This is a genomic window from Zunongwangia pacifica (assembly GCF_023499215.1).
Taxonomy (GTDB): Bacteria; Bacteroidota; Bacteroidia; order Flavobacteriales; family Flavobacteriaceae; genus Zunongwangia; species Zunongwangia pacifica.
The window spans coordinates 1-25361 of sequence record NZ_JAKHSK010000037.1 but is presented as its reverse complement, the minus strand read 5'-3'; the positions used below and the strand labels follow the sequence as shown (position 1 = coordinate 25361).

The following is a 25361-nucleotide window of genomic DNA, read 5'->3' as shown; positions in this document are numbered from 1 at the left end:
TTTAAAAGTTTAATCTAGTACCAATGGTGAAAGATTTGATCGTAGGATATTTATCTCTAAAGTCATTCCCGGCGGCATAAAAATCTCTATTATCCAATTCAGGATCCATTCCGCTATAATCAGTAATCGTTAAAAAGTTTTTGGCAGAACAATATACCCGTACATCAGAAATATAATTTGATATTTTTTCAATTTTAAAATTATAGCCCAAAGTAATATTATCTAATTTCACAAAATCTCCTTTCTCTAAATAATGACTTACAAAGGCCTGCGCTTGGGCTCCAGATAATGGACGTTCTCCATAAACGGGTTCTGCCGCCGATTTTAAACGATTATATTGGATCGAATTATTTTCGTAAAACATCCGTTGTGTATTTAAAATATCAAAGCCAAACTGTCCACTAATTAAGGTGGTTAAATCGAAGTTTTTATATCGTAATGTATTGGTCCATCCCATATAAACCGTAGGAAATCCATTACCGAGATATTGGCGATAATCGTTGGTATTAAGACTTGTGGAATAGGGAATGGCCTCACCGGTATTAGGATCTTCTACCAGGAATAGTCCATTTTCCGTCACTCCTACCGATTTTAATCCCCAGAAATTTCCTATGGCCTGCCCTACTTCAACTCTATGGGTAGGAACATTAATCGGATCGCCTGCATAGGCCACATCCAAATAATCTTCTGTTTCATATAAATCATTGGATAAGCTTAAAAGTTCATTATCATTATGTGTTAGCGTAACCGTAGTTTCCCATGAAAAATCGTCATTGGTTACAGGAAGGGCATTAATCATAAGCTCAAACCCCTGGTTTCTAATCGAACCTACGTTGGCCAATGTTTGACCGTAGATATTTGGGGGTAAAGGCACATTATATGAGTATAACAAATCATCGGTGTCTTTTCTATATAAATCTAAGGAACCACCTAAACGACTATTAAAGAATGAAAAATCAAGTCCAATGTTAACTTCAGAAGTTCGTTCCCATTTTAAATCTGGATTAGGATTTTGGGTTACCATTAAACCAGCTACCCATTGTCCGTTCTCATTAACAAAATTTCCGTAATTGCTATCATAATTATAGGTGGTTAAGGAAAGATAATTATCATTAGGTCGTTGCCCCGTTACTCCATAACCTGCTCTAAGTTTTAAATTATTGATCCAACTAGCTGATTCCAAAAACGCTTCATTACTAAGCGTCCAACCAGCCGATACTGAAGGAAAAAGTCCCCACTTATGGTTGTCTCCAAACTGGGAAGAACCTTCTCTACGTATACTGGCAAGCAGATTAAATCGATTGTCATACCCATATTGAATTCTTCCAAAAAACCCTATTAAACGAGAGTCATATTTTCCACTACCCATTCCGGCATTTCCTTCATTCAGCCTGGCACCAACTCCTATATTATTATATAGATAGCCATCTGTAGGAAAATCTGAATTGCTGGCATAAAAATTACTATTACTAAAGTAATTATAACTGTATCCTGCTAATGCATTAAAACGATGAACAGTATTAATATCGAATTCGTAATTAGTAGTAAGCTCTAAAAATTTATCCTCTTTTTTCTCATAACTTTTATAAGCACTACCACTAAATCCAGTAGTTTTAGATGAATAATATCTGGAAGTAGTGTAGGTGGAAATATCTGTAGCCGACAGGTTTTTTGCAATTAAAAGATTCGTTACCCAGTTTTTTATTGGCTCGAAAGTGATATTACCAGTAATATTAGTTCGTCGTAACTCACGTTCCCCAATCAACTCATTATTCATAGCAACCGGGTTAAAATATTGATATCGTCCAAATTCTTCGAAATAATCTCCGTCTTCACCATAAATGGGGGAAGTTGGATTACGAATAACTGCCTGGCGGTAAATATTGCTGATCCCATTATCTTCAATATTGTTAGGCGTTCTTTTACGCTGCTCAGAAAAGATTTTAAAACCGACTTTTAAAATATCTTTTAAAAGATATTGTTCTAAATTTAATTGTAATCTTAATTGATCGTTATTCGATTTTTTGATAGTTCCATCTTCTTTTCTATAGGAAATGTTTCCGGAATAAGATGTTAGTTCTGATCCTCCATTAATAGTAAGAGCATGATTATGCATAAATCCTGTTTGTGAAATCGCATCTAACCAATCTGTTTCGAAACCTCCATCACTAAAAGATGTTAATCCATCTCTAATATCCTGTAGAGTCATAAAATCAGCTTCCTTATAAAAATCTGATACAGACACAAAGGCATCATATACTACACTGGTTTGGCGATCAAAACTTCCTGATTTTGTACTAATAAGAATAACCCCATTAGCACCACGAGTCCCATAAATAGCGGCTGCACTGGCATCCTTAAGTACATCTACCGAGGAAATATTTTCTGGAGCGACCATCGTTAAATCTCCAGGAACTCCGTCTATTAAAATAAGCGGTTTTGTACTACCATTTAACGTTGTTACCCCACGTAACATAATATTAGATTCATCATTAGGATTTCCAGAACTATTAGTCACAACTAAACCAGCTACTTTACCTTTAACAAGTTCAGCCGCATCCTGTATTTTTCCAGGATTAAAATCTTTTTCAGAAACACTGGCAACAGCACTGGTCACCTGGCTTCTATCCTGTTTTCCGTAACCAATTAAAACAACCTCTTCCAGAGCTTGTAAATCTTCTTCTAAAGTCACACTTATATTTCCACTTAGACCGCTTGTTTTTAACTCCTTGGTTTTATATCCTACGAATGAAAATATTAGTATAGTATCATCCGAATTAGTGGAGATAGAAAATGCGCCATCAAAATCTGTAACGGTCCCATTACCAGTATTTTTTTCCTTAACCGAAACACCTGGCATGGGCACACCTCCTTCATCTATTACCTTACCCTCAAATCGTGATTGAGCAATACTTAGCTGAGAAAAAAATAGCATTAAAAAAAGCAATGAATATTGCTTTTTCTTAACATTTAATTTTCCCACATAAAAACATAATTTTTTCATCATAACTGAAATTTTTGTGAGTTTTGATTGATTTTAATCCATTAAAACTGGATAAACATTAATATTTAGAGGATAAACTTACAATTAGATTAAGGAGGCTTTTTTGAAAAAATTAGCTTTATATAATACTATATTAACAAGTATTATTTTAAAATTTTTATAAAAAGAATGATGAGTATTTCCTTTTTTGAAATAGAATATTTAATAGTTGCTTTTTGGTAAAAGTTAAACAGATGATACCATGGTAGATACCCAAAATCTATCAATTAGATCTAACGTAATTAATGAATAATCTTTACATATAATATCAAAATCCAGATCTCAGAAAAATCATAGCAAAAAAAAGACTATCACTATAAAAGTGACAGTCTTAAAACTTATATAAATATTTGAAACAATTTTTTTTCTAAAATCGTTCCAAATCAAATGGTTCTAATAACACTGAAGTGTGATTGCCTTCTACAATTTCTGAAATTAATTTTCCCGTAATTGGGCCAAGGCTCCATCCCATCATCGCGTGACCCGCAGCAATATTTAAATTTCTAAATTTTGAAGATTTCCCTATAAATGGTAATCCGTCAGGGGATACTGGTCGTAAACCACTGGTAGCCGATTGTTTCTCTTCAGGCGTTAAGGTGAAACCTGAATAATAATTTGAAGCTGCATTTGCGATAGCTTCTACCCTATTGGGTAAAATAATATTATTATCGCCCGATAACTCCATAGTACCGGCAAATCTTGTAAAACCTTTCATTGGGGTAACTGCTACTTTTGCCTCAGTCAGTATAGCCGGTAAATTAATATTGGTTTCTCTGGTAATGCTCATACTATAACCCTTACCGGGTTGAATAGGAATATTAAGACCTAACTTCTTAGCTAAAGGAAAAGTCCAGCTTCCCGCAGCCATAATAAATTCATCTGCCTCAATAGTATTTTTACTGGTATGAATTGCTTTTATGGTTTTACCATCTACTTCTAAACCAGAAACCGTTTCCTCTAAAACAAATTTCACCCCTTTATCTTCTAACCATTTTTTCAGGTTTTTCATAAAAAGGTTTGGTGTGCTATGGGCATCACATTCATAATGAACACCTCCAATAACATCATCACTAAACTGGGGTTCTAAATCATGTAAGGCTTTTTTATCTAAAACTTTTACATCTAGCCCTAATTCCTTTCCTTTTTCAGCAATATGACCTTCGTGCTCTTCATTTTTAGCACTTTTATAAACCATAAGAAGGCCTTTACGCTCCATGTGAAATTCAAAATCCAAAGACTCCAGCATTTCAGCATATAAGTCTCTGCTTTTTTCATTCAACTCCTTAAGCACAGGAATTGCTTTTGCTACTTTGTGTTTGGTTGAAGATTTTTTGAAATACCAGGACCATTTAAAGAAATCTATATCCCAACGTGGTTTTATATAAAACGGACTGGAATTATTGAACATCCATTTAATACCCTGATTAATCATTCCAGGTTCTGCAATGGGTACAAAATGGCTGGGAGTTACATATCCGGCATTAATAAAAGAAGCTCCTTTTGTAATATTCCCCTTATCCACAATTGTGACATCATATCCGGCCTTAACCAGATAATAAGCGGAACATAAGCCTGTAATTCCTCCACCAATAATTGCAACTCTCTTCATAATTTAAATTTTAAAGTACCTGAAATCCGTGAGCATAAGGATCGTCATCATCAATAACAATATTATTATAACCGGTCACCATTGCCCAGCCCTCTATACTGGGAACAATAGCCTTTTTACCGCCTAATTCTGTTTCTTCTTCTATTCTTCCAATAAATTTACTACCAATTATGCTTTCATGCACAAATTGATCACCTTTTTTCAGTTTTCCTTTAGCATACCAGTGCGCCATTCTTGCCGAAGTCCCAGTACCACAAGGAGAGCGGTCTATAGCTTTATCACCATAAAAAACTGCATTACGCGCAGTAGAGGTTTCATCCATTACAGCTCCCGTCCACTGGATATGGCTTAAACCAAAGATCGTAGGATCTTCTGGGTGGATAAATTCATGAGCTTCGTTTAATTTGTTTCTTAATTCCCTGCTCCACGTAATTAATTCACTAGCCTGATAATGTTCTAACCCTTTAAAGTTTTCCTGAACTTCTACAATAGCATAAAAATTACCACCGTAAGCAACATCTATTTTTAAATCACCAAGATCATTGCTATGTACTATGATATTTTCTTTTGCTAAATACGATTTAATATTAACGATTTTAACCGACTTTACTTTTTTCCCTTCCTGAACGTAACTCACATTTACGAGTCCGGCAGGTGTTTCCAGCCTTAGCGTACCGGGATTTTTAGGAGAAATTAGACCTTCTTCTATCGCAACCGTTACGGTACCAATGGTACCATGCCCGCACATAGGCAGACATCCACTGGTTTCAATAAAAAGAATTCCGCAGTCATTTTGGGGATCTGATGGCGGAAACAAAATGCTTCCGCTCATCATATCATGACCGCGTGGTTCGAACATCAAACCACGGCGAATCCAATCGTATTCCCGCATAAAATTCTGACGCTTTTCACTCATGTTCTTTCCTTCGATAAAAGGACCGCCACCAGCAACCACTCTTACCGGATTCCCACAAGTATGGGCGTCAACACAAAAAAAAGTTTTTCTTGCCATTAAAATCTATAAGCTATCTGTAGTGTATTTATTATTGATGTTTCGTAAAATGCCTAAAGGATTTTCATTCTTTAGCGCTTGCGGAAGTAATGCCTGTGGCCAGTCCTGAAAAGAAACCGGTCGCACCCATCGTTGTACCGCTGTTAATCCTACTGAAGTGAATTTAGCATTGGACGTTGCAGGAAATGGTCCACCATGCGTCATTGCAGCACAAACTTCTACCCCTGTAGGTACGCTGTTGTAAATAATTCTACCTACAGTATCGGTTAGGGTGTCGATAATCGTTGCAAATTCACTTAATTCTTTTTCTTCGGAATTTAATACCGTACCGGTAAGCTGTCCTTCTAATTGCTGTAGCACTGCACCAAGTTCAGTCTTATCTTTACATTTTACAACTACTGAAAAAGGCCCGAATACTTCTTTATGGAAGTTTTTATTCTGAAGGAAATTTGCGCCAGAAACCGTTATAATTTGTTGTCTTCCAAAATTAGGTTGAAGATCACCGTCATACCTGCTTACTTCAGCATAACCATCCTGCGCCAAAACCTCAGATTTAGAGCTTTCATATTGATTTTGAATACCAGGACTCAACATTACTGAAGGTGCAATTTTTGATAAATTCTCACCTAATTTTTCAACAAAACGATCTAAAGCAGCACTCTCGATCCCTAAAATTAAACCTGGATTTGTACAAAACTGCCCACATCCGGCGGTGATAGAACCTGCATATTGCTCGGCCCAAAAATCACCTTTTTCCTCTAGTGCAGATGGTAACGCCAAAACAGGATTAATACTTCCCATTTCTGCGTAAACCGGAATAGGTTCAGGACGATCTGCAGCTAATTTACAAAGAGCAGTACCTGCTTTATAACTTCCGGTAAATCCAACAGCTTTGATCTTAGGATGTTTTATCAGCCACTCTCCTACTTCAATTCCTTTACTGTTAAGGTTAGCGAAAACACCATCTGGCATTCCGGTTTTCTTTGCTGCTTTAATAATCGCTTCAGCAACCAATTCTCCTGTACCCGCGTGTAAAGGATGAGATTTTACTACAACCGGAGAACCCGATGCTAAAGCACTGGCGGTATCCCCTCCTGCGGTAGAAAATGCAAATGGGAAATTACTTGCCCCAAAAACAGCTACCGGTCCAAAAGGTACCTGCATTCTTCTAATATCAGGTTTTCCTTCAGGATTGCTAATAATAGCTTCTACCCAGCTACCTTCTTTAAGCATTTCTGCAAAAGCTCTTAGCTGCCCTGTGGTACGAGCAAATTCTCCATTAGAGCGTCCTTCTGGTAAGCCAGATTCTGCTCTGTAAATTTCTTTTAAATCTTCAGCATTTGCTTCTAATTCCTCAGCAATTGCTTCTAAAAACGCTGCTTTTTCAGCATCAGATTTTTGCTTGTACACTTTAAAAGCGGCAGCCGCTTTTTCTACGGCAGCATCAACCTCCTGGGTTGTCGCTTCAGTAAAAATAGCGGCAGTTTCTTTATTTTCTTTTGGATCAAAAGTTTTAAAGGTAACATCACCTTTACCTGAAAGCTCCTCACCAATATAATTTTTTCCTGTAATCATGCTTTCTGTTTTCTTGATTTATAAAGATTTATATTCTACTAATTCTGGTCTTACAGCCATCGCAGCATCTATGATACCCTGTACTCTTTCTCTTTCTGCTCCCTGTAAAACTAATCTTGGCGCTCTTACATACTCGGTTCCCAAACCGGTAGCCACTTCAGCCAATTTGATATTTTGTACTAATTGTGGAGAAATGTCTAATTCTAATAATGGCATAAACCATCTGTATATTCTTAATGCTTCTTCGATATCTCCAGATTTAACCAGCTTATAGATCGCTACAGTTTCTGCAGGATAAGCGGCTACTAAACCAGCTACCCAGCCATCTGCACCGGCAACCATACTTTCTAATGCCAGGGTGTCTACCCCACATAAGATTTTAATACGATCCCCAAATTTATTTTTTAAACGGGTAACATTACTAATGTCACGAGTAGATTCTTTTACCGCTTGGATATTCGGACAATCGGCTAAAAGTTCTTCAAACATTGGGATAGTTACTTCAATCTTATAATCTACAGGATTGTTATAGATCATAATTGGTAACGATGTATTTTTAGCGATCTCTTTAAAGTATACTACAGTCTCGTGATCTGTCGCCTTGTAACGCATAGGTGGTAACAACATTAATCCCTGCGCTCCCCAGGATTCAGCATTTTTAGCCACCTGAATAGCTTCTGTCGTAGACTGCTCGGCAATATTAATGATTACCGGCACCTGTCCTGCTGTAATTTCTAAAGTTTTCTTTACAAGCGTTTCCTTTTCTGCCGGTGTTAGAGTACTAGCTTCACCCAAAGTTCCTCCTAAGATGATTCCGTTTACACCTGCTTCCAGTTGTGCGTTAATATTCTTTTCAAAGGTTACTAAATCCAGTTCGTCATCCTTTGTGAATTTAGTGGTTACTGCGGGCATTACCCCTTCCCATTTTATTGCCATGTGTTTAATTTTTTAACAAAAATATATGCATTAAATCGCTTTCTATTTGTATTGATTAGCTAAACATGATACTATATTACCATATAAATTGATTAATTCAGTTTTTTTTAATAATATTTACAAAAACTCACACCCCATGAAAGTTCTCCCCTTTAAAATTCCTAAGCCAGAAAAGGAAGCGCTGGTATATCAGGAAGATCATGAAATCGTATTTTATGATAAACTCCATCAGCATGAAGAGATACAAATTAGTTACATTATGGAAGGTAGCGGCTCTTTAATCGTTGGTGATAGTATTAACGAATATCAGCCACATGATATTCTCATTATAGGTGAGAACATCCCGCATGTTTTTAGAAGTGATGCTGAAGCGCATCCAAATTCTATCATGTACACGCTCTTTTTCACCAAAAAGTCCTTCGGAAAAGAATTTTTTAATCTTACCGATCTTAGCGGAATTCAGAAGTTTTTTGATGAATCTGAGTATGGAATGAAAATTAAAGCGGATGACAAAAAATTTCATCTTTTTAATAACCTGAAGCGACAAAGCAAAATCGAAAGGGTGGCGACCCTATTATTATTGCTAAATGAACTTACACATGCTGAGAGACAGCCGTTGTCTTCTTTTGTGTACCAAAAAAAATATACTGAAGACGAGGGAAAACGTATGAACGATGTTTTTCAATACGCTATGGACAACTTTCATGATAATATTTCTCTGGAAGATATCGCCGAAATTGCATTTATGAGTAAAAATGCATTTTGCCGGTATTTTAAGAAAAGAACAAATAAAACCTTCTTTCAATTTTTAATAGAAATACGAATAGAACATGCCTGTAAACTATTGTATAAAGACCAGGACTTATCGGTATCAGCAATTTCCGAACTTTGCGGATTTCAAAATATCGCCAATTTTAATCGTAAGTTCAAAGAACTAAAAGGTTTTACACCAACACAGTACAGGCAACAAACTGATTAATTATTTTTTTAAACTTATTTCAATCCGTTATGCTCCAAAAAATAATTTGTAATGAGCGTGTACAGGTGGATCGATGTATTTTGCCCTTCATAAATACCATGAGAACGGTTTGGATATGCCATCATATCAAACTGCTTATTATTTCTGATCAGTTCATTTACAAGAAACTCCATATTCTGGTAATGTACATTATCATCTCCGGTACCGTGAATGAGCAATAGATTTCCTTCTAAATTTTTTGCATATGTTACAGGAGATCCTTCAATAAACTTTTCTTTATCTTCATCTGGCAATCCCATATAACGTTCCTGATAAATATTATCATAAAACAACTGATTGGCCACACCGGCAACCGCAACCCCGGTGTTGTAAACTTCTGGATATCTAAAAAGTAGATTCTGCGTCATAGAGCCTCCACCACTCCATCCCCAAACATTTACCCTGTTTTCATCTAAGAAATTATAGGTTGCTAATACTTTTTTAGCGGCTGCAGCCTGATCATTGGTGTTAATCACTCCCACTTTTTGATAAATACTTTTTCGCCATTTACTACCTTTTAAAGTTGGTGTACCGCGATTATCAATACTTATCACCACAAATCCCTGTTGCGCCATAAAAAGCTCGTATAATCCAACCCATTGATCGGTGGCGACAACACCCCAAGGCTCGCCATACACATGAAAAAGAACCGGATATTTTTTAGCGGAATCAAAATTTAGAGGCCTGGTCATCCTGGCGTCCATTTCAATTCCATCATCATCGATAGTCACTTTAAAAAATGTCGTCTCCGGTAGCACTAAAGAAGCTAATTTGCTTTTTAAGTGTTCATTATCCACCAACGTTTCTACCGATTTATGTTTAGGCAGGCTCACCAAACTAACCGTAGTTGGGGTGCTTACATTGGTAAATTTATGGATCGCATATTCTCCGTTTGGAGAAACATCATACGTATTTACACCTTCGTACTGCTGCGGAGTAATTCTTGTTAATTTTCCACTTCCATTTAAAGGTACTCGATATAAATAACGTTGCGTGGCATTATCTGGTGAGGCTACGATATATAAATTCTTATCATCGGTTTGATAATAAGTCGCTACATCGTAATCGCCAGGCGTTAATAGTGTTTTTTCGCCAGAGGTTAAATCTACTTTGTAAATATGGCGCCAACCATCATTTTCTGTCATTCGTAAAAATGACTTTCCGTTATCTACAATTAACTGATCTTTATTTCCCCATTGATTTGATGAAATATCAGGATAACGCAAATCTACCCAGGTATCTTCAGTTTCTGTATACACTTTTTTAAGCTTATCTGTAGAAGGCTTATAGGTGAAAATGTTCAATTCATTTTGTTTCCTATTCATTTGCTGAATAAGCAGCAGATCTTTATTAAGCCATTGCATTGCCGGTAGATAATGCTGCACAGGATCACCAGGCATTGGGATCCATTTTACTTCGGAAGTTTTGGTATCTACTATCCTAACTTTTGCTGAAGAAGGGTCGTATCCCGCTTTTGGATATTGAAGAGGAATAGGCTCAGAATAAACCGAATCTGTATTATTAATCATATAAAACGTACCAATGGCTGAAGCATCCAGTTGCCAGAACGCAATTTTGGAAGCATCGGGACTCCACATAAAACCATCGCGCATTCCAAATTCTTCTTCATAAACCCAATCGAACGTTCCGTTAATAATATCACCGGTGCCGTCTTTGGTTAACTGAGTAATTTCTCCGGTTTTAAAATTCTCCTTATAAATATTAAAATTATGCACATAGGCTACAAACTGATTATCTTCAGAGAATTTTGCAAACATCAATGATGAAGACGGAAAATCTTTTCCTAATTGCTTTAATTCCCAGGTATCAAAATCGTAAACCCAAAAATCGCCTTTGGTATTAGAGCGCCAAACCCTGCTGGAATTGGTAAAAATAAGTACCTTGCTACCATCTGGTGATAACGAAAAATCTTCTATGACCAGATTTTTATCATTTACAGTAAGATTTTTAGCCGCTAAATAAGTATTCGATTTATAATTTTTGCTTTCGTACCGAATAAGCTCATCGTTACCCGAATCATCTTTTTCAATACTCACAAAAGCATCGCCGCCTTCTATCCAGAAGATAGGACGTTGATAATCACTACTAAATTCTGATGAGGAATAAATACGTTCTAAACTTAAAAGTTTAGCATCTTCCTGTGCGATTATGGAAGAGGAAAAGAAAAGCAATATCGCTATTCTTAAAAGGTGATTTTTGGCCATTTTATTGTTATTGTAGTTTATGTTTTTTTAGCACTTAGTTGTCAGCTTTTAATAATCATATCTTTATTGATTCTTACTAACGTCATCCCGACCCTGCCTCGCCGGCAGGCAGGCGTAGTGGAGGGATCTATATAAATTAAGGTTTTTCTAGCTTATTAATTTATTCCGTTCCTCCCAATAGCTAAAGAGATTCCCATGCTGCATTTTAAAGATACTTCTCTAAACTAAAAAAGAGATTTCTCCAATTCGCTATGCTTCTGTCGAAATGACAAAAGAAGATTCAACTTCCAACCTAAATTATTTTGCTCTACTTCCTTTCGTCATTCTGAGCTTGACTCAGAATCTCATAAAGCTTGGTGGACTTATATGATGAGACCCTGAAACGAGTTCAGGGTGACGTTTCAAATAACAAAACAACATTTAGCATTCAGAATAAATCCATTTTCTATATTCTAACAGCAAAGCGGTCTAACTTCTCAATTCTAACTTAAAATAGATTTCTCGACTTCATTGCATTACGCTCGAAATGACTAAAAAAAAGCATTCAAAAAAACATCCAACACCAAAAAGAATCATTTTCAAATCCACATCTTCAAATGACCATATTAATTAGTCCTGTTTCTTGATTTCTTCATCTTTATTCTAACAGCAAAGCGATCTAAAATCTAACTTATCAATACTCAAAATTTCTTACTTTCAACTCAAATAGATTCCTCGACTTCATTGCATTACACTAGAAATGACTAAAAAAAAGCATTCAAAAAAACTTCTAACACCAAAAAGGATCATTTTTCAAATTAGCACATCTTCAAATTATCGAATTAATTAGTCTTGTTTCTTTTATCTATATTCTAACAGCAAAGCGATCTAACTTCTAAATTCTTATTTTCAATATAAATAGATTTCTCGACTTCATTGCATTACGCTCGAAATGACTAAAAAAGATCATTCAAAAATTGGTTCCATAAAATAGGTATAACTGTAATTTTTAGGTTTTAGCTGGTATTTTTCCCAGGTTTTTGCACCCCAGCTATTATCACCTCCAACACCCATTTGCTTATAATCGATATTTAGATAAATCGCATCTTTAGGTTTGATATCGGTGGTATGTCGCTGTGCTTTTTCCATACCGGGATCAAAATCTGAAGTCGGATTTCGTAATGCACTAAAAGACACCAAAGGCATTCCGGTGAATTTTATTCCGTTTCCTTTATTATCAGTAAGTTTTACCCAACGATTATCAGTTCGATAGCCATTCTCCTGCGGGCGGATATAAGGCACATACAAATCTTCTACGCTCGATTTATAAATCCCAACAAAAGCGGAAGTTTTTCGATCCCAATAATTCTCGTATGGCCCACGACCATACCATTCTACATTGTCGTAGGCTAACGGAAGTACCATGGAATTACCGAATCTTGGCAATGAAGTTAGTTTTTCGGCATCGCCATTGAATTGAAAATCATTACCGACTTCAATAGTCCCATTTTCGTAAATTTTGTAGGTGATTTTTAATGTAGAAGAAACAGAATCTAATTGATAATTGGTCACTACTTCAACATAGCCATCCTCTTTTTCTGAAGCAAAATCAATCAGTTTAGGATTCACTGTGGCTTCTTTCCAGGCTTTTGCACGTTTCTGAAAATTATTTCCGAAGTCATTATCTATTGGCGCCCTCCAAAAATCGGGTTTTGGTCCTTTTTTGATCAGGTCTTTTCCTTTAAAGTTATATGCTGAAAGCTCCCCTGTTTCTTTATCGAAAATCACCTCGACATCGGTATTCGAAATTGTAAGATTTTCACCTTTATTTTTTGTCCTTAATTTTCCTGAAGTGGCAATCGGTAATTGTACCTCATTACCTTCCTGAAGCTGAATTTGTTTTTTGGCGATTACATGCCCATTGGCGAGTATAGCACCAATATTTTTGGTTTTTACATAAAAATTGATAAAATACTCTGCTCCTTTTTCTAGCTTAAAAATATGTTTTTGTAAAGTACTTCCCTGTGGTACCAAATCTATCGTTATGGGAGCACCCACCTGAACAATTTGCCCATCTTTTATCAAATCATAAGTGATTTCGTATTCATTTAAATTGGTGAAAAAGAATCGATTTTCAATATCAAAAGTAAAAGTGCCAGCATTTTTATTTTTTAGCCTAATCTCTACATTTTGATAAACATCTTTTACTTCGTAAAGTGCAGGATGTGGCGTACGATCTGGATTTACTAATCCGTTAATCACAAAATTAGCATCATGCCGATATCGATCGGGTCCAAAATCACCACCATAGGCCCAATATTTCTTACCATTTTCATCGGTTTTCACAAATCCCTGATCCACCCAATCCCAAATAAATCCCCCCTGAACTTGTGGATTCTCATATACGAAATTCCAAAGGTCTATAAGGTCCCCCGTACTATTCCCCATTCCGTGCGCATATTCACACCAAATAAATGGGCGGTCTGGATATTTCCCTAAATAGTTCTCTTTTATATAATCTACACCGGCATACATCCAGGGAATAATATCGGTATGCGGTTCCTGAAAACTTTTGCCGCGTTCAGCTCTTTCGTATTGCACCGGGCGACTAGGATCGTTTTTCTTTAACCAGTGATAATTTTTTATAAATGCCGGGCCGTCACCCGCCTCGTTCCCCATAGACCAGATAATAATTGAAGGATGGTTTTTATTGGTTTGCATCATTCTGGCGATACGATCATGATGCATTTTTTCAAATTCTGGTTTATTTGCCGGCGTTTTATCTTCGTCATACCCAAACCCATGACTTTCAAGATTGGCCTCGTCGATCATATAAATACCGTATTTATCACATAGTTCATACCAATATGGATCGGCAGGATAATGCGAATTTCGAACGGCATTAATGTTATATTCTTTAAAAAGTTTGATATCCTGGAGCATGGATTCATGCGAAATCACATGACCAGCATTTTGATCGTGCTCATGGCGATTCACCCCTTTTAGTAAGATTGGCTTGCCGTTTACCAAAAGCTGCCCGCCTTTAATTTCTGAAGTCCTAAAGCCTATATTTGCTGAAGTGGCCATTAGCGTTTTGTCGGTATCATTAAGGCTTAAGGTTAAGGAATAAAGATTTGGTCTTTCAGCCGACCAATGTTTTATATCTAAACCTGAAATTTGAAATTTTAGGGTATCGTTTTTAGCTTCGCCAATAGGTTTTGTTATTTCTGAAATAACTTTTCCATCGTCCCAGATCTTTATATTTAACTGAAGGTTTTTACGAGAACTTTCCGCATCGATAACCGCATATCCGTCCAGAATTCCCTTATCATAGTTTTCATCCAATCCCGGAGTCACAAAGAAGTCTTTAATTCGGGATTTAGGAGTTTTGTAGATATACACATCGCGCTCGATTCCACTTAATCGCCAAAAATCCTGATCTTCTAAGTAACTGGCAGAAGACCATCGATATACTTCAACGGCAATGCTGTTTTCTCCCGGCTTTAAATAGCTGGTAATCTTAAATTCAGCCGGAGTTTTGGTCCCTTCCTTATAACCTACTTTCTTACCGTTTATCCAAACATAAAATGCACTGTTTACCGCGCCAAAATGCAGATAAAAGTCTTTACCGGCCATCAAATCATCGTATGATAAATCAAATCTCCGTTTATAAGAACCTACAGGATTATAGGTGGTGTCTACAAAAGGTGGATTAATTTCAAAAGTAAAACCGGCACTCACATACAGCGGAAAATCATATCCCTGCATTTGCCAGTCCCCAGGCACTTCAATATCGTCCCAGTCTCTAACATCATAAGTGGTTTTATAAAAATCTTCTGGTCTTTCTTCCGGAACTTCAGAAAAATGAAATTTCCAGCTTCCATTTAAACTTTTATAATTACCCGATTTTTTATATTCCCCGGTCAGTGCATCAGCTTCAGAATCATAGTAATGAAAATTAGCACGTGGATCCTCGGTATTAACTGACAGCACATCTAAACGCTGCCACTCGGGATACTCTTGTGCTTGTGATGAAAAAGAAAATGCTATGAACAAAAGGCTAAAAAAGTGGAGAAATTTAAAGGAGAGAAAGTGGTTCATAGCATTTTCAGATTTTCTATAGTTATAAGTTTTTAAGTTCTTCGATTTCTTCTATGGTTTTAGCTAAAGGATCGCCTAAAAGCTCTTTTCCGTTTGCGGTGATTAAAAAGTCTTCTTCTACACGCATACCGCCAAAAGTTTTAAACTTCTCGACTTCCTCGTAATTCACAAAATCGGTGTATTTCCCCTGAGCTTTCCAGGAATCGATCAAAAACGGATTAAAATAAATGCCCGGCTCTACGGTAAGCACATTACCTTCTTCCAGTGCTTTACCTAATCGAAGTGATTTTAGACCAAATTCGGTACTCTTTTTAAGATCATCGGTATAGCCCACTAATTGCTCCCCAAAATTTTCCATATCATGAACATCCATTCCCATAAAATGTCCTAACCCACATTGAAAAAATAAGGTATGCGCACCGGTATTTACGGCCTCCTGAGTATCGCCCTTCATTAATCCAAGACCTTTTAAGCCTTCTACAATTCGGCTACAAGCCAATAAATGGGCATCTTTAAAACGATAGCCGGGTTTTAATGCTGCGGCTGCGCTTTCGTGAGCATCTAAAACGATCGAATAAACTTCTCTTTGAATTGCTGTAAATCGTTCGGCAACCGGAAAAGTACGCGTCATATCCCCCGCATAATTCATTGCCGTTTCTGCACCACAATCACATAACACAATATCCCCGTTTTCTATCACGGCCTGAGTAGCGTGATTATGCAGATACTGCCCGTTTTTGGTTAAAATTATCGGGAAAGAAATATTCCCGCCACCGGCAATGGCGATGGCCTGCAATTCTCCGGCGATTTGTTTTTCGGTTACTCCATGCTTTGTCCATTTAATAGCATGGCGATGCATGGCGGCCGTAATGTTCACCGCTTTGTGCAGTTCTTTAACTTCTTCAGCAGATTTTATGGAACGCTGCGCTATTACAGCTTTAGTAAATTCAACCGACTTTTTAGCTTCAACTTCGTTTACAGGAATTCCGGTAAGATTACTGATCTCAATCGTTATTTTGTTTCTATAAGGGGGCAGATAATGCAAATCCTGACCTTTTTGCTGTGCTCTTTGAATATAGGCTTCCAGCTTTGCCATTGGCTGCACTTCAGCAATACCACACTTTTCGGTGTACGTCGATAAAGGTTCTACCGCTCCAACCCACACAAAATCTTCAGGAGTAAGATCGTCGCCAAAAAGGATCTCTTTATCATTATCTAAATCGATAAGGACATAAAGATCGGGAAGGTTAATTCCGAAGTAATATAAAAAACTGCTATCCTGTCTAAATGGATACCAGTTGTCTTTGTAATTCATTCCGGTTTCCTTATTTCCCGGGAAAATTAGGAGGCCAGATTTCATTCTTTTTTTTAAGCTCTCTCTTCGCGCTACATACGTTTCTTTTGAAAACATCTTTTCTTTCTTTTTTTTTAGTAAACTATTTCAGATAAGGTCATAAGGCCTTTATCTGAAATTATTTCTTATTTCGAGTCATCCCGATTATCGAGTAATTCTACATCTACATAATACATATGCTCTATCCTCCAAGGGGTAAATAAATACTGATTTTTATGCTGAATAGCTACACTTTGCCAATCTGATGAAGGGATAATTTTTATTTTTTCTTCATCTCCTTTTAGCACTAACGGTAAATTAAATCCATCTACTATATTGGTATATCTATAAAACATTTTACTGTTTGATGCATCTACATATAACTGAAGTTTCGGAATTTTTGTCGTGGTCAAATATTGCTCGAAAACTTTTGAGTAATCGTAACCTGATTTATCTGAAATATATTCCTGAACCTCTAAACCATCTACCGTTTTGTTATGAAAAGTCATATTCAAGCCGGTAAGAATGTTCTTAAATAACTTATCATTGTCTATACTATGGCGAATGCTATGTAGCATATTCCCGCCTTTAGGGTACATATCACCGCTCCCCTGTGCATTAACGCCATAATCAGGAATAATAGGCTTGTCATTTTTGATTCCTCCTCTTGTTCCGTAGTTATAATCGTTCGCAGCTTCTTCGCCATACACATAATCCAGGAACAGGGTTTCACTATAATTGGTAAAGCTCTCATGAATATACATATCGGCCAGATCGTTAGTGGTAATATTATTACCAAACCACTCGTGACCACTCTCGTGGATAATAATAAAATCCCAGGTTAAACCAAGACCGGTACCCGATAAATCCCTGCCACGATAGCCGCCGGCATACCAGTTACCATATGAAACATTAGATTGATGCTCCATCCCGGTATGCTCTGTCTCTACCAATTTATAACCATCTTCATAAAAAGGATAAGGCCCAAACCAATATTCAAAAGCATCTAAAAGGTTATGAACTTCTGTGGGCATATAATCTTTTGCTTTCTCTACATTATAATCTAACACCCAGTAGTTAAGATCTAAATCGCCTTTTATGCCGGTATAAACTTCAGAGAAGTTTTTATAGTGACCTATATAAGGTATAATGGTATAATTACTTATTGGGTTTTCTACGCCCCATTTATAGGAAATGGTTCCGTCTTTATGTTTGGTTTTATCCAACATTCGGCCATTGGCCACAGCCATCAATTCTTTGGGAACACGTATGGTTAAAGAAGCGCCACGATCTGGCTCATCACTTTGATGATCTTTATTGGGATACCAGATAGAAGCACCAAGGCCCTGGCAGGTAACCGTCATCCATGGCCTCCCCTTTTCGTCTTTGGTAAACGTCCAACCGCCATCCCAGGGTGCGCGAATAGCTTCATGAGGTTTTCCGCTAAAATATATTTTCACTTCATGCTCATATTCGATGTTTTGAGGCTCAGTTTTCACGAAGTACACATCACCTTCTCTACTAAAACTTAATGATTGTTTTTTGTCGTAAATAATACTATCGATCACTAAAGGTTGTTGAAGATCGATTTGCATCACATTAGGATGATCTTGCTGAACTACTTTATAGGTGATGTTATTAAATCCTGAAGTATATTTTTTATCAAAATCTGGTGTTACTGAAATATCGTAGCGCATCACGTCCCACCAGGCTCTTTCAGGGGTTATACTTCCTCTAAGAGTATCGGCATGAGTAAATTGAGTTTCCTGAGCTTTTAGAGAAATTGCCGTTAAAATCAATAAAACCAGAAAAAATAATTTTCTATTCATAAGTATAAGCAGAGAGTTTAGTGTAAAGTTGTAAAATATTTGTTCAATAACCAACAAAAACCATATTTATGGTTAATATAGTATCAGTTAATGCTAAAATATCAGGAAATACGGGAATTATGCGCTTTAAAAATTCAAAATCAATTCTCATAAATTAAGAATTAGAAATGTATTGTATTTCCTATTTATATTTATAAATCATTAATAATCCCTAAATTACGTAACAAAATCGATAAAACTAAGACGCATAACTAAATAAGCCTCCCATTTAAAAGCAAACGTTAAATCACCAATCAAAAAATTATGGATTATCAAACCAAAAAGTGCCCTTACTGTGCAGAAACTATAAAATCTGAAGCCATTAAATGCTGGCATTGTGGCGAACGCTTTAGTGCCAGCCAAACATACAATGCACAACAACCGCAAGCACCGGTAACCGTTATTAATAATTATCCAAAATGGAGCGCAGGAGTAGCAATTTTACTCAGCATTTTCTTTCCTGGCGTTGGGCATATTTATAAAGGCGAAGTCGTAGCCGGAATTTTATGGCTAATATTTGTAACTATAGGCTACATTTTCTTTATATTCCCGGGGATCTTTTTACATATAATTTGTATTATCACTGCGGCGAGTGGCGATCCTTATAAATAAAAACAAACGGAAACTTTGGATATGAATTCCAAAAACTTTTTACAATTTCTAATGAATGCCTCAAGGGCTTGTACTGCGCCAGTGTACTATTTTGAATATTGATCTTCGAATAAGCAAAATGAAAAGAAAAAAGTTTTTAAAAAGACTGGCTATTTTAGGCGGAATTGCGGCAATTCCAGGGATTTATGCCTGGCAGGTAGAACCATTCTGGTTAGAATTTGTTCACCACAAAATGCCAGTTAAAAACCTGTCTAAGCATCTTCATGGCAAAAAATTAATGCATATTAGTGACGTACATATCGGTGATTTTTTCGATTATCAGTATATCATTGATTCCTTTAAACAAGCCCAGCAATTACATCCAGATTTTGTAGTTTATACCGGTGATTTTGTAACTTACGAAGAACCGAAGAATCTGGAGCAGCTTGCGGAAGTTATCCCCTATTTTCCTACCGGAAACTTAGGAAGTGTCGGAATTTTAGGAAATCACGATTATGGTATAGACTATAAAGAAGCACACGTTGCCCAGAATATCATCGATCAATTAGCCTCCCGGGATATTCACATTTTAAGAAATGAAGCAAAAGACTTAAACGGACTCCATTTTCTGGGAATAGATGATTATTGGGGCATTAATTTTTATCCTGAAAATGCTACCAAAAATTATGATCCTAAAATTGCGAATATCGCCTTATGCCATAACCCCGATGTTTGTGATCTGGATATTTGGAAAGGCTATCAAGGCTGGATATTAAGCGGCCATACCCATGGCGGGCAATGCAAACCTCCTTTTTTAAGAGCTCCCATTTTACCGGTAGAAAATAAACGTTACGACGCCGGGATTATCGATCTTTATGATGGCAGGACACTGTATATAAACCGTGCATTGGGATGTTTGCGCCAAATGCGATTTAATGTACGACCGGAGATTACCATTTTTGAACTGCAACCCGCATAAATTAAATATGAAATCTCCAAGCCTAAGGCCCGTCACTCCAAATAATCGTATCGAAATTCTTGACATTTGGCGTGGTTTTGCCGTCTTCGGGATTTTTGTGGTAAACATCGAAATCATGAACGCCGTGTTTATGAATCAGGATATTTTTTACGAGCAGTCACCAGGAAGATTTGATGCCTTAATTCAACGGGGTTTACAGCTATTTTTTTACACCAAATTCTTCCCCATATTCTCCTTTTTATTTGGGATGGGAATAGCCATGCAGCTAGAGAAGCTAAAAATGCAGAAAACAAATCCCATTTTTATGCTTAAACGCATGCTCATTTTATTTGTAATTGGTATGCTTCATATCCTAGTGCTTTGGGGTGGTGATGTGATTCATCTTTATGCGATTTTGGGCATTTTTATCTGCCTTTTGTATCAACTGAACACCAAATATTTACTCCTATTTGCTATTTTTATTTTAGCATTCCCTTTTTATGATGTAATTGCTGAATATTTTTTTCCCTTTATAAATTATTCTCCGGATAAGTATTTAGAAGGATACAATTTCGAAAAAGTTACCCAAATTTTAAGAAACGGCAACTACACCGAAGCTTTAAATTTCAGGGTTTTGGAATACTTCGCTAATTTGACGGTTTTACTGGTCTTTTTAGCTCCAATTGCTTTTTCGATGATGCTTTTAGGAGCTGCCTTTGTACGATCATGTAAACTTTTAGGGCTTAAGGATTTTATCTTAAAAAGTAAAAACGCATTTATCTGGTTGGTGATCCTCACTAATGTATACCGACTTATTTTTCTCTTTATTTTACCCAATTTCGATATTTATAAGGATGATTTTTTTAATCCTATCTGGCTAAAATTAATGGTGATTTGCGACACGCTTTTTGGCCTTTTTTACATGTGGTTTATCGCGTGGTTGTGGTTTACAGGAAAATTAACTGTTTTCTTGAAACGTTTCCAGCCCGTTGGAAAGACGGCACTTAGCAATTATATCCTTCAAAGTTTAATAGGAGTGATTATTTTTAGCGGAATTGGGTTTTCGATGTATCAGAAAATGAGTCTGCTGGAATGTTTTATTACCGCAACCGTATGCTTTATACTTCAGATAATGTTAAGCAAACTTTGGCTTAAGTATTTTAAATTTGGTCCTTTAGAATGGTGCTGGCGCTGCCTTAGCTACGGAAGACTATTCAGTATAAAAAGATGATAAGAAATGAAAATAGCACTGGCACAATTACAATCTGAATCGGGAAATATTAAAGCCAATATGGCAAAGCACCTCGATTTTATCACCAAAGCGGCTAAAGACAAAGCAGATTTTATTGTTTTCCCAGAACTTTCTTTAACCAACTATGAACCTAATCTGGCTAAGGATCTGGCTTTTGACGAAAACGACGGCAGACTTGAAATCTTTAAAGATTATAGCGCTAAATATAAGATAGCAATTGGACTTGGATTACCTTTAAAAATGGGAAATCAAATTCATATTGCAATGGTCATTTTTAAACCTAAAAGTAATATTCAATATTATTTTAAACAGTATTTACATGAAGATGAAGTTCCGTTTTTTTCAGCCTAAAAAGAGTGCTTCCGTCATTGAATTTCAGCAGAAGAAAATAAAATTGGCCATTTGCTATGAAATAAGTGTAGACGAACATCTGGAAGATATTATTTTAGAAAAACCAGATCTTTATCTTGCCAGTGTGGCAAAGCATAAATTGGGTATGGAAAAGGCCAAAAATCGCCTTCAATTTATTTCAGAAACGTATAAAATTCCTACGCTGCTGGTAAACAATGTTGGAATGGCCGATGGAATGAATTGCTGCCGAAATAGTTTTGCGTATAATCCTTATGCTGAAAAAATTGAAAGCTTAAATAGCGAAGAGTCCGTTTTGATAATTAATGTCGAATAATAGCGAGATGCATTTTATTTACTTACATTGCTTCTTTATTTTTTAGAACAGATGGAAGTAAAAATTAGGCAGGAAAAACCCGAAGATCGCAAAGGTGTCTTTACCCTTATTGAAGCAGCATTTTTAAATGAATCGAATAGTGATCACCAGGAACAATTTTTAGTGGATCGCATACGTAAATCTTACGCGTTTATACCTGAGCTTTCCTTGGTGGCAGAAGTGGACAATAAGCTTGTGGGGTATGTGTTGCTTAGTGAAATTACCATCCAAAACGATAAAAATAAATTCCCGGCCCTGGCCCTTGCTCCCGTCGCAGTTTTACCAGAATACCAATCGAAAGGCATTGGCTCTAAATTACTTAAAAGTGTGCACCAAAAGGCAAAAGAACTAGACTACAAACTGGTTATCGTTTTAGGGCACGAAGAATATTATCCCAGATTTGAATACGAACCGGCTATAAATTTTGATATCCAGGCACCTTTTGAGGTTCCTAAAAAGAATTTTATGCTGAAAGAACTGGTACCCAATGCGGCAAAAGATATTTTTGGTATTGTGGTATATCCTGAAGAATTTCATATATAAAAAAGCCATCCACTTCTGGATGGCTTTTTAGAATTTAAGCGATTTTTAAATAAACTTATTCTTTAGGGAAATTAGCATCCTGCATCACTTCTTCGATCTGTAAGGTATGTCTAGCCGTGTGCCCTGCAATAAATAATAATGATTGATAACCATCCACCGGTCCAAAAGGAGAATCTGAAATATGATTTCTTAGATCCTCTTCCGTTTGTTCATTGATAAAGTCCATAATTTCATCACGTTGTTCATCAAAGGCTTCTAAAGCAGCTTCAGGAGATTCGTAAGTTCCATTAGGCATTAAAGACTCGCTGGCCTGTGCTTTGCTGGATCTATCGGTAATTCCGGCGATAAGATCTTCATCACTCATTTTAATTTCGCTTTTACGCTCGGGATTAGGATCACTGTTTAAAGTGGTTTTGGTCATTCCAAATAACAATTTTTCGGTTTTAATAATATGTTCCAAACACTGGCTAACCGACCAACGATTTGGAGCTGGCTTAAAACTCATCTGCTCTTTAGAAAGTCCATTAATATGATCTTCAATAGTTTTTCGGGTTTCTTTAAAGTATTCCTTTAAATCTACTTTGATGGCTTCTTTTACTGAAATCTCGGAACGAACAGGCATTAAAATTTCAGTTTTTGGGGCACTGATAAAAGACATGGCAAATAAGGCACCAACCGGAATAAATAGTTTTTTCATAGTAGTATAGTAGTTATTATTGATCTCTAATTTAGAATGTATAGCTTTTTTATATGATTTTGGTATTTATATATTTCTTAAGAATTAACGCTCGATAAGGTAGGACGTCATTCGTTTAATTTTGGGCTCTTTAAATGAGCTAAATTCATAAACATCGCAAAAAGAAAAGCTTTGGTCTTCAGCTTTGGGAGATCCTACCTTCATATTTCCGTTAACACAGGCTTTTTTACCGTGCGTAATTACATCTACAAGCTCCAGCTCACTGGTCACGCAGTTTTTCATATCTTTAAGAGCGTCTGCAAACTGCGCTTTTCCCTTAATTTCCTTTTTACCAATCATGATCCAATGAAAATCTTCAGTAACCTGATTCAGCATAAATTGATGATCGCCATTAACAAATGCTTTACTAAACTGAACCAGAAGTTTTTCTTTTTTATTTTCCATTTTAAAAGTATTTGTAAACTATGCTGAAAAATACTTATAATTTCTCTAAATACCTATCTAAAAACCCGGCCGTTATTCGTCTAATATTAGTAAATTGCCTAAGAATCATCACCAATTAAAAATGGAACCATCAAGAGTTGAGCCAGGTAGAAATTTAGAAACGTATAGAATTTTATTCATAATAAAGGGCGTTTTAAATTTACTTATTTGCTTCGTAGGCTTTATATACCTGGTGATGGGGGTTGCTTTTACCAATGCAGATATGCACGGTGATCTTCCGTTTAATTACTTTAACTTGATTTTCTTTATTTTTGGAGGTATTTTTATTCTATTCTCTATTATCATGGCCGTACTTACCTTTTTAGCGGCTAAGTATCTTAATCAACGTAAAAATGCTACTTTTATCATTGTAGTTTCTGTAATAAACTGTTTAACTGGTATTTTAGGTATTGTTCTTGGAATTTTAACCATTATCGAGATCCAAAAACCAGAGGTCAGCGCACTTTTTGAAGCCAACAAAACCAAAAATTAAACACATGAAAAAATGGTTGGTCATTAGTCTTGGTATTGTAGCCGTACTTTTAATTTTAGCATTTTCTACCACAAACTTAGGTACCCATATTTCTAATTTTACCGAAATCTACGCTGATGAAGCCTTACATAAAGATGCTTTAGATATAGCGAATAACGATCCAAAAGTTATGGATTACTTCGGAAGAATAAGTGTAAAAGATAACCTTTCCCTTTTAAACGGTGATGTGCAGTATAGCGAAGATCACAGCAAAGTTGAACTCACTTTTAAGGTGAAAGGAAGTAAAGAAAATGGCGTGATGGATATTAAAGCCACGCGTAATGCTGAAGTATGGGAATATCAATCGATTATACTTCGCAGTAAGGATAAAAAAATAGAACTGAATTAAGCGGTGTTTATCCCAAATAAGCAAGTGCTTTTTTCCATACCTGGACATTTTAAGACCTTTTTTATATGGCCTTGGATAGAACAGTAGCCATTTAATTTTGAATTTATCCTTTGTTAGGGATCTGGATGGTCACCAATGAAAACATTGCATTTCAATAAAGAAAAGTATACGATTAGCACATGACTGAAAGTAATATCTTACTAAGCAAGTGTCTTAAAAAAATTGAACGCAAATTAAATTGGGTTGCATCGGAGCAATGGCAGCAAAAACATTTTGAATCTTTAAGTGAACTAATATTTGAAAAAAACAAAGTGCGCTTAAGTCCACTTACCCTCAAAAGGCTTTGGGGAAAAACAAAATACGATTCAAATCCTTCTGCAAGTACGTTAGATGCGCTTGCCAGGTTTTTAGATTATGAGGTCATCTAAACTTTTGAGGTTTATAGAATTTTTTTAGTGCAATAGCCATAAAAGCGAGATAATTAAATCCTTTCCAGCTACTTGTGGTGGTATCGAACCTGTTGAGTAAGGATC

21 protein-coding genes and 1 pseudogene are annotated in these 25361 nt (G+C 36.3%); 10 read left to right on the top strand and 12 right to left on the bottom strand.

Translation table 11 applies throughout. The features are described 5' to 3' along the window. Position 1: 1 nt before the first annotated feature. From L1967_RS18625 to L1967_RS18605, 5 genes are all read right to left on the bottom strand, one after another. The gene (locus L1967_RS18625) at positions 2–3007 is read right to left on the bottom strand and encodes a SusC/RagA family TonB-linked outer membrane protein (RefSeq protein ID WP_249603014.1); all 3006 of its coding nucleotides are present in this window, start codon (positions 3005–3007) and stop codon (positions 2–4) included. Positions 3008–3410: 403 nt separating this feature from the next. After that, positions 3411–4652, bottom strand: coding sequence for an NAD(P)/FAD-dependent oxidoreductase (locus L1967_RS18620; protein ID WP_249603013.1), 1242 nt, complete (start codon positions 4650–4652; stop codon positions 3411–3413). 10 nt (positions 4653–4662) lie between these two features. Beyond that, a complete protein-coding gene (locus L1967_RS18615) occupies positions 4663–5664 on the bottom strand; it encodes a 4-hydroxyproline epimerase (protein ID WP_249603012.1) in 1002 nt (333 codons plus the stop codon). 6 nt (positions 5665–5670) lie between these two features. Continuing rightward, positions 5671–7239 carry an aldehyde dehydrogenase (NADP(+)) gene (locus tag L1967_RS18610; protein WP_249603011.1) on the bottom strand — a complete coding sequence of 523 codons (1569 nt, stop codon included), beginning with the start codon at positions 7237–7239 and terminating at the stop codon, positions 5671–5673. An 18-nt stretch (positions 7240–7257) separates the two neighbouring features. Then, positions 7258–8175: a dihydrodipicolinate synthase family protein gene (locus L1967_RS18605; RefSeq protein WP_249603010.1), complete on the bottom strand. Its 918-nt coding sequence runs from the start codon at positions 8173–8175 to the stop codon at positions 7258–7260. Between the two features lie 136 nt (positions 8176–8311). Here L1967_RS18605 and L1967_RS18600 point away from each other — a divergent pair, with 136 nt between their 5' ends. Next, positions 8312–9154 carry a helix-turn-helix domain-containing protein gene (locus L1967_RS18600; protein WP_249603009.1) on the top strand — a complete coding sequence of 281 codons (843 nt, stop codon included), beginning with the start codon at positions 8312–8314 and terminating at the stop codon, positions 9152–9154. A gap of 14 nt (positions 9155–9168) precedes the next feature. On the opposite strand, the gene L1967_RS18595 is transcribed toward L1967_RS18600, so the two are convergent. The 4 genes from L1967_RS18595 to L1967_RS18580 form a co-directional block, all read right to left on the bottom strand. Continuing rightward, positions 9169–11418, bottom strand: coding sequence for a S9 family peptidase (locus L1967_RS18595; RefSeq protein ID WP_249603008.1), 2250 nt, complete (start codon positions 11416–11418; stop codon positions 9169–9171). Positions 11419–12363: 945 nt separating this feature from the next. After that, positions 12364–15453: a beta-galactosidase, LacZ type gene (lacZ, locus tag L1967_RS18590; RefSeq protein ID WP_249603007.1), complete on the bottom strand. Its 3090-nt coding sequence runs from the start codon at positions 15451–15453 to the stop codon at positions 12364–12366. Positions 15454–15520: 67 nt separating this feature from the next. Next, on the bottom strand, positions 15521–16909 hold the full coding sequence (locus L1967_RS18585) for an aminopeptidase P family protein (RefSeq protein WP_249603006.1): 1389 nt from the start codon (positions 16907–16909) through the stop codon (positions 15521–15523). A gap of 68 nt (positions 16910–16977) precedes the next feature. Beyond that, complete coding sequence (locus tag L1967_RS18580) at positions 16978–18660, bottom strand: M1 family metallopeptidase (protein ID WP_249603005.1); 1683 nt, start codon at positions 18658–18660, stop codon at positions 16978–16980. A gap of 303 nt (positions 18661–18963) precedes the next feature. Between L1967_RS18580 and L1967_RS18575 the strand changes: the two genes are divergently transcribed. From L1967_RS18575 to L1967_RS18550, 6 genes are all read left to right on the top strand, one after another. Continuing rightward, positions 18964–19311 (top strand): zinc ribbon domain-containing protein, encoded by a 348-nt coding sequence (locus tag L1967_RS18575; protein WP_249603004.1) that lies wholly within the window; start codon positions 18964–18966, stop codon positions 19309–19311. A 118-nt stretch (positions 19312–19429) separates the two neighbouring features. Next, complete coding sequence (locus L1967_RS18570; protein WP_249603003.1) at positions 19430–20269, top strand: metallophosphoesterase; 840 nt, start codon at positions 19430–19432, stop codon at positions 20267–20269. Positions 20270–20276: 7 nt separating this feature from the next. Next, complete coding sequence (locus L1967_RS18565) at positions 20277–21479, top strand: DUF418 domain-containing protein (protein WP_249603002.1); 1203 nt, start codon at positions 20277–20279, stop codon at positions 21477–21479. Positions 21480–21485: 6 nt separating this feature from the next. Next, positions 21486–21851 carry a carbon-nitrogen hydrolase family protein gene (locus L1967_RS18560; protein WP_249603001.1) on the top strand — a complete coding sequence of 122 codons (366 nt, stop codon included), beginning with the start codon at positions 21486–21488 and terminating at the stop codon, positions 21849–21851. Beyond that, a complete protein-coding gene (locus L1967_RS18555; RefSeq protein ID WP_249603000.1) occupies positions 21820–22185 on the top strand; it encodes a carbon-nitrogen hydrolase family protein in 366 nt (121 codons plus the stop codon). The genes L1967_RS18560 and L1967_RS18555 overlap by 32 nt, the downstream gene beginning before the upstream one ends. Positions 22186–22236: 51 nt before the next feature. Then, a complete protein-coding gene (locus L1967_RS18550) occupies positions 22237–22767 on the top strand; it encodes a GNAT family N-acetyltransferase (RefSeq protein WP_249602999.1) in 531 nt (176 codons plus the stop codon). Positions 22768–22822: 55 nt separating this feature from the next. Here L1967_RS18550 and L1967_RS18545 read toward each other — a convergent pair whose 3' ends face one another. After that, complete coding sequence (locus L1967_RS18545; protein ID WP_249602998.1) at positions 22823–23464, bottom strand: DinB family protein; 642 nt, start codon at positions 23462–23464, stop codon at positions 22823–22825. An 84-nt stretch (positions 23465–23548) separates the two neighbouring features. Continuing rightward, complete coding sequence (locus L1967_RS18540) at positions 23549–23908, bottom strand: nuclear transport factor 2 family protein (RefSeq protein WP_249602997.1); 360 nt, start codon at positions 23906–23908, stop codon at positions 23549–23551. Positions 23909–24029: 121 nt separating this feature from the next. Here L1967_RS18540 and L1967_RS18535 point away from each other — a divergent pair, with 121 nt between their 5' ends. The 3 genes from L1967_RS18535 (at position 24030) to L1967_RS18525 (ending at position 25256) form a co-directional block, all read left to right on the top strand. Then, the gene (locus tag L1967_RS18535) at positions 24030–24440 is read left to right on the top strand and encodes a hypothetical protein (RefSeq protein WP_249602996.1); all 411 of its coding nucleotides are present in this window, start codon (positions 24030–24032) and stop codon (positions 24438–24440) included. Between the two features lie 4 nt (positions 24441–24444). After that, positions 24445–24828, top strand: a complete 384-nt coding sequence (locus L1967_RS18530) for a cytochrome c oxidase assembly factor Coa1 family protein (protein WP_249602995.1) — start codon at positions 24445–24447, stop codon at positions 24826–24828. A 179-nt stretch (positions 24829–25007) separates the two neighbouring features. Beyond that, positions 25008–25256 carry a hypothetical protein gene (locus tag L1967_RS18525; protein ID WP_249602994.1) on the top strand — a complete coding sequence of 83 codons (249 nt, stop codon included), beginning with the start codon at positions 25008–25010 and terminating at the stop codon, positions 25254–25256. On the opposite strand, the pseudogene L1967_RS18520 reads toward L1967_RS18525, so the two are convergent. Then, a pseudogene (locus L1967_RS18520) lies at positions 25249–25361 on the bottom strand (IS5 family transposase); the annotation flags it as partial. The gene L1967_RS18525 and the pseudogene L1967_RS18520 sit on opposite strands and share 8 nt — an antisense overlap.

What these genes read in the sequence shown, in the direction of transcription:
- L1967_RS18560 (WP_249603001.1), top strand. Translation starts at nt 21,486, where the DNA reads ATGAAAATAGCACTGGCACAATTACAATCTGAATCGGGAAATATTAAA.
- L1967_RS18525 (WP_249602994.1), top strand. Translation starts at nt 25,008, where the DNA reads ATGACTGAAAGTAATATCTTACTAAGCAAGTGTCTTAAAAAAATTGAA.
- L1967_RS18600 (WP_249603009.1), top strand. Translation starts at nt 8,312, where the DNA reads ATGAAAGTTCTCCCCTTTAAAATTCCTAAGCCAGAAAAGGAAGCGCTG.
- L1967_RS18530 (WP_249602995.1), top strand. Translation starts at nt 24,445, where the DNA reads ATGAAAAAATGGTTGGTCATTAGTCTTGGTATTGTAGCCGTACTTTTA.
- L1967_RS18615 (WP_249603012.1), bottom strand. Translation starts at nt 5,664, where the DNA reads ATGGCAAGAAAAACTTTTTTTTGTGTTGACGCCCATACTTGTGGGAAT.
- L1967_RS18575 (WP_249603004.1), top strand. Translation starts at nt 18,964, where the DNA reads ATGGATTATCAAACCAAAAAGTGCCCTTACTGTGCAGAAACTATAAAA.
- L1967_RS18610 (WP_249603011.1), bottom strand. Translation starts at nt 7,239, where the DNA reads ATGATTACAGGAAAAAATTATATTGGTGAGGAGCTTTCAGGTAAAGGT.
- L1967_RS18550 (WP_249602999.1), top strand. Translation starts at nt 22,237, where the DNA reads ATGGAAGTAAAAATTAGGCAGGAAAAACCCGAAGATCGCAAAGGTGTC.
- L1967_RS18620 (WP_249603013.1), bottom strand. Translation starts at nt 4,652, where the DNA reads ATGAAGAGAGTTGCAATTATTGGTGGAGGAATTACAGGCTTATGTTCC.
- L1967_RS18580 (WP_249603005.1), bottom strand. Translation starts at nt 18,660, where the DNA reads ATGAATAGAAAATTATTTTTTCTGGTTTTATTGATTTTAACGGCAATT.
- L1967_RS18565 (WP_249603002.1), top strand. Translation starts at nt 20,277, where the DNA reads ATGAAATCTCCAAGCCTAAGGCCCGTCACTCCAAATAATCGTATCGAA.
- L1967_RS18535 (WP_249602996.1), top strand. Translation starts at nt 24,030, where the DNA reads ATGGAACCATCAAGAGTTGAGCCAGGTAGAAATTTAGAAACGTATAGA.
- L1967_RS18570 (WP_249603003.1), top strand. Translation starts at nt 19,430, where the DNA reads ATGAAAAGAAAAAAGTTTTTAAAAAGACTGGCTATTTTAGGCGGAATT.
- L1967_RS18545 (WP_249602998.1), bottom strand. Translation starts at nt 23,464, where the DNA reads ATGAAAAAACTATTTATTCCGGTTGGTGCCTTATTTGCCATGTCTTTT.
- L1967_RS18540 (WP_249602997.1), bottom strand. Translation starts at nt 23,908, where the DNA reads ATGGAAAATAAAAAAGAAAAACTTCTGGTTCAGTTTAGTAAAGCATTT.
- L1967_RS18595 (WP_249603008.1), bottom strand. Translation starts at nt 11,418, where the DNA reads ATGGCCAAAAATCACCTTTTAAGAATAGCGATATTGCTTTTCTTTTCC.
- L1967_RS18555 (WP_249603000.1), top strand. Translation starts at nt 21,820, where the DNA reads ATGAAGATGAAGTTCCGTTTTTTTCAGCCTAAAAAGAGTGCTTCCGTC.
- L1967_RS18605 (WP_249603010.1), bottom strand. Translation starts at nt 8,175, where the DNA reads ATGGCAATAAAATGGGAAGGGGTAATGCCCGCAGTAACCACTAAATTC.
- L1967_RS18625 (WP_249603014.1), bottom strand. Translation starts at nt 3,007, where the DNA reads ATGATGAAAAAATTATGTTTTTATGTGGGAAAATTAAATGTTAAGAAA.
- L1967_RS18585 (WP_249603006.1), bottom strand. Translation starts at nt 16,909, where the DNA reads ATGTTTTCAAAAGAAACGTATGTAGCGCGAAGAGAGAGCTTAAAAAAA.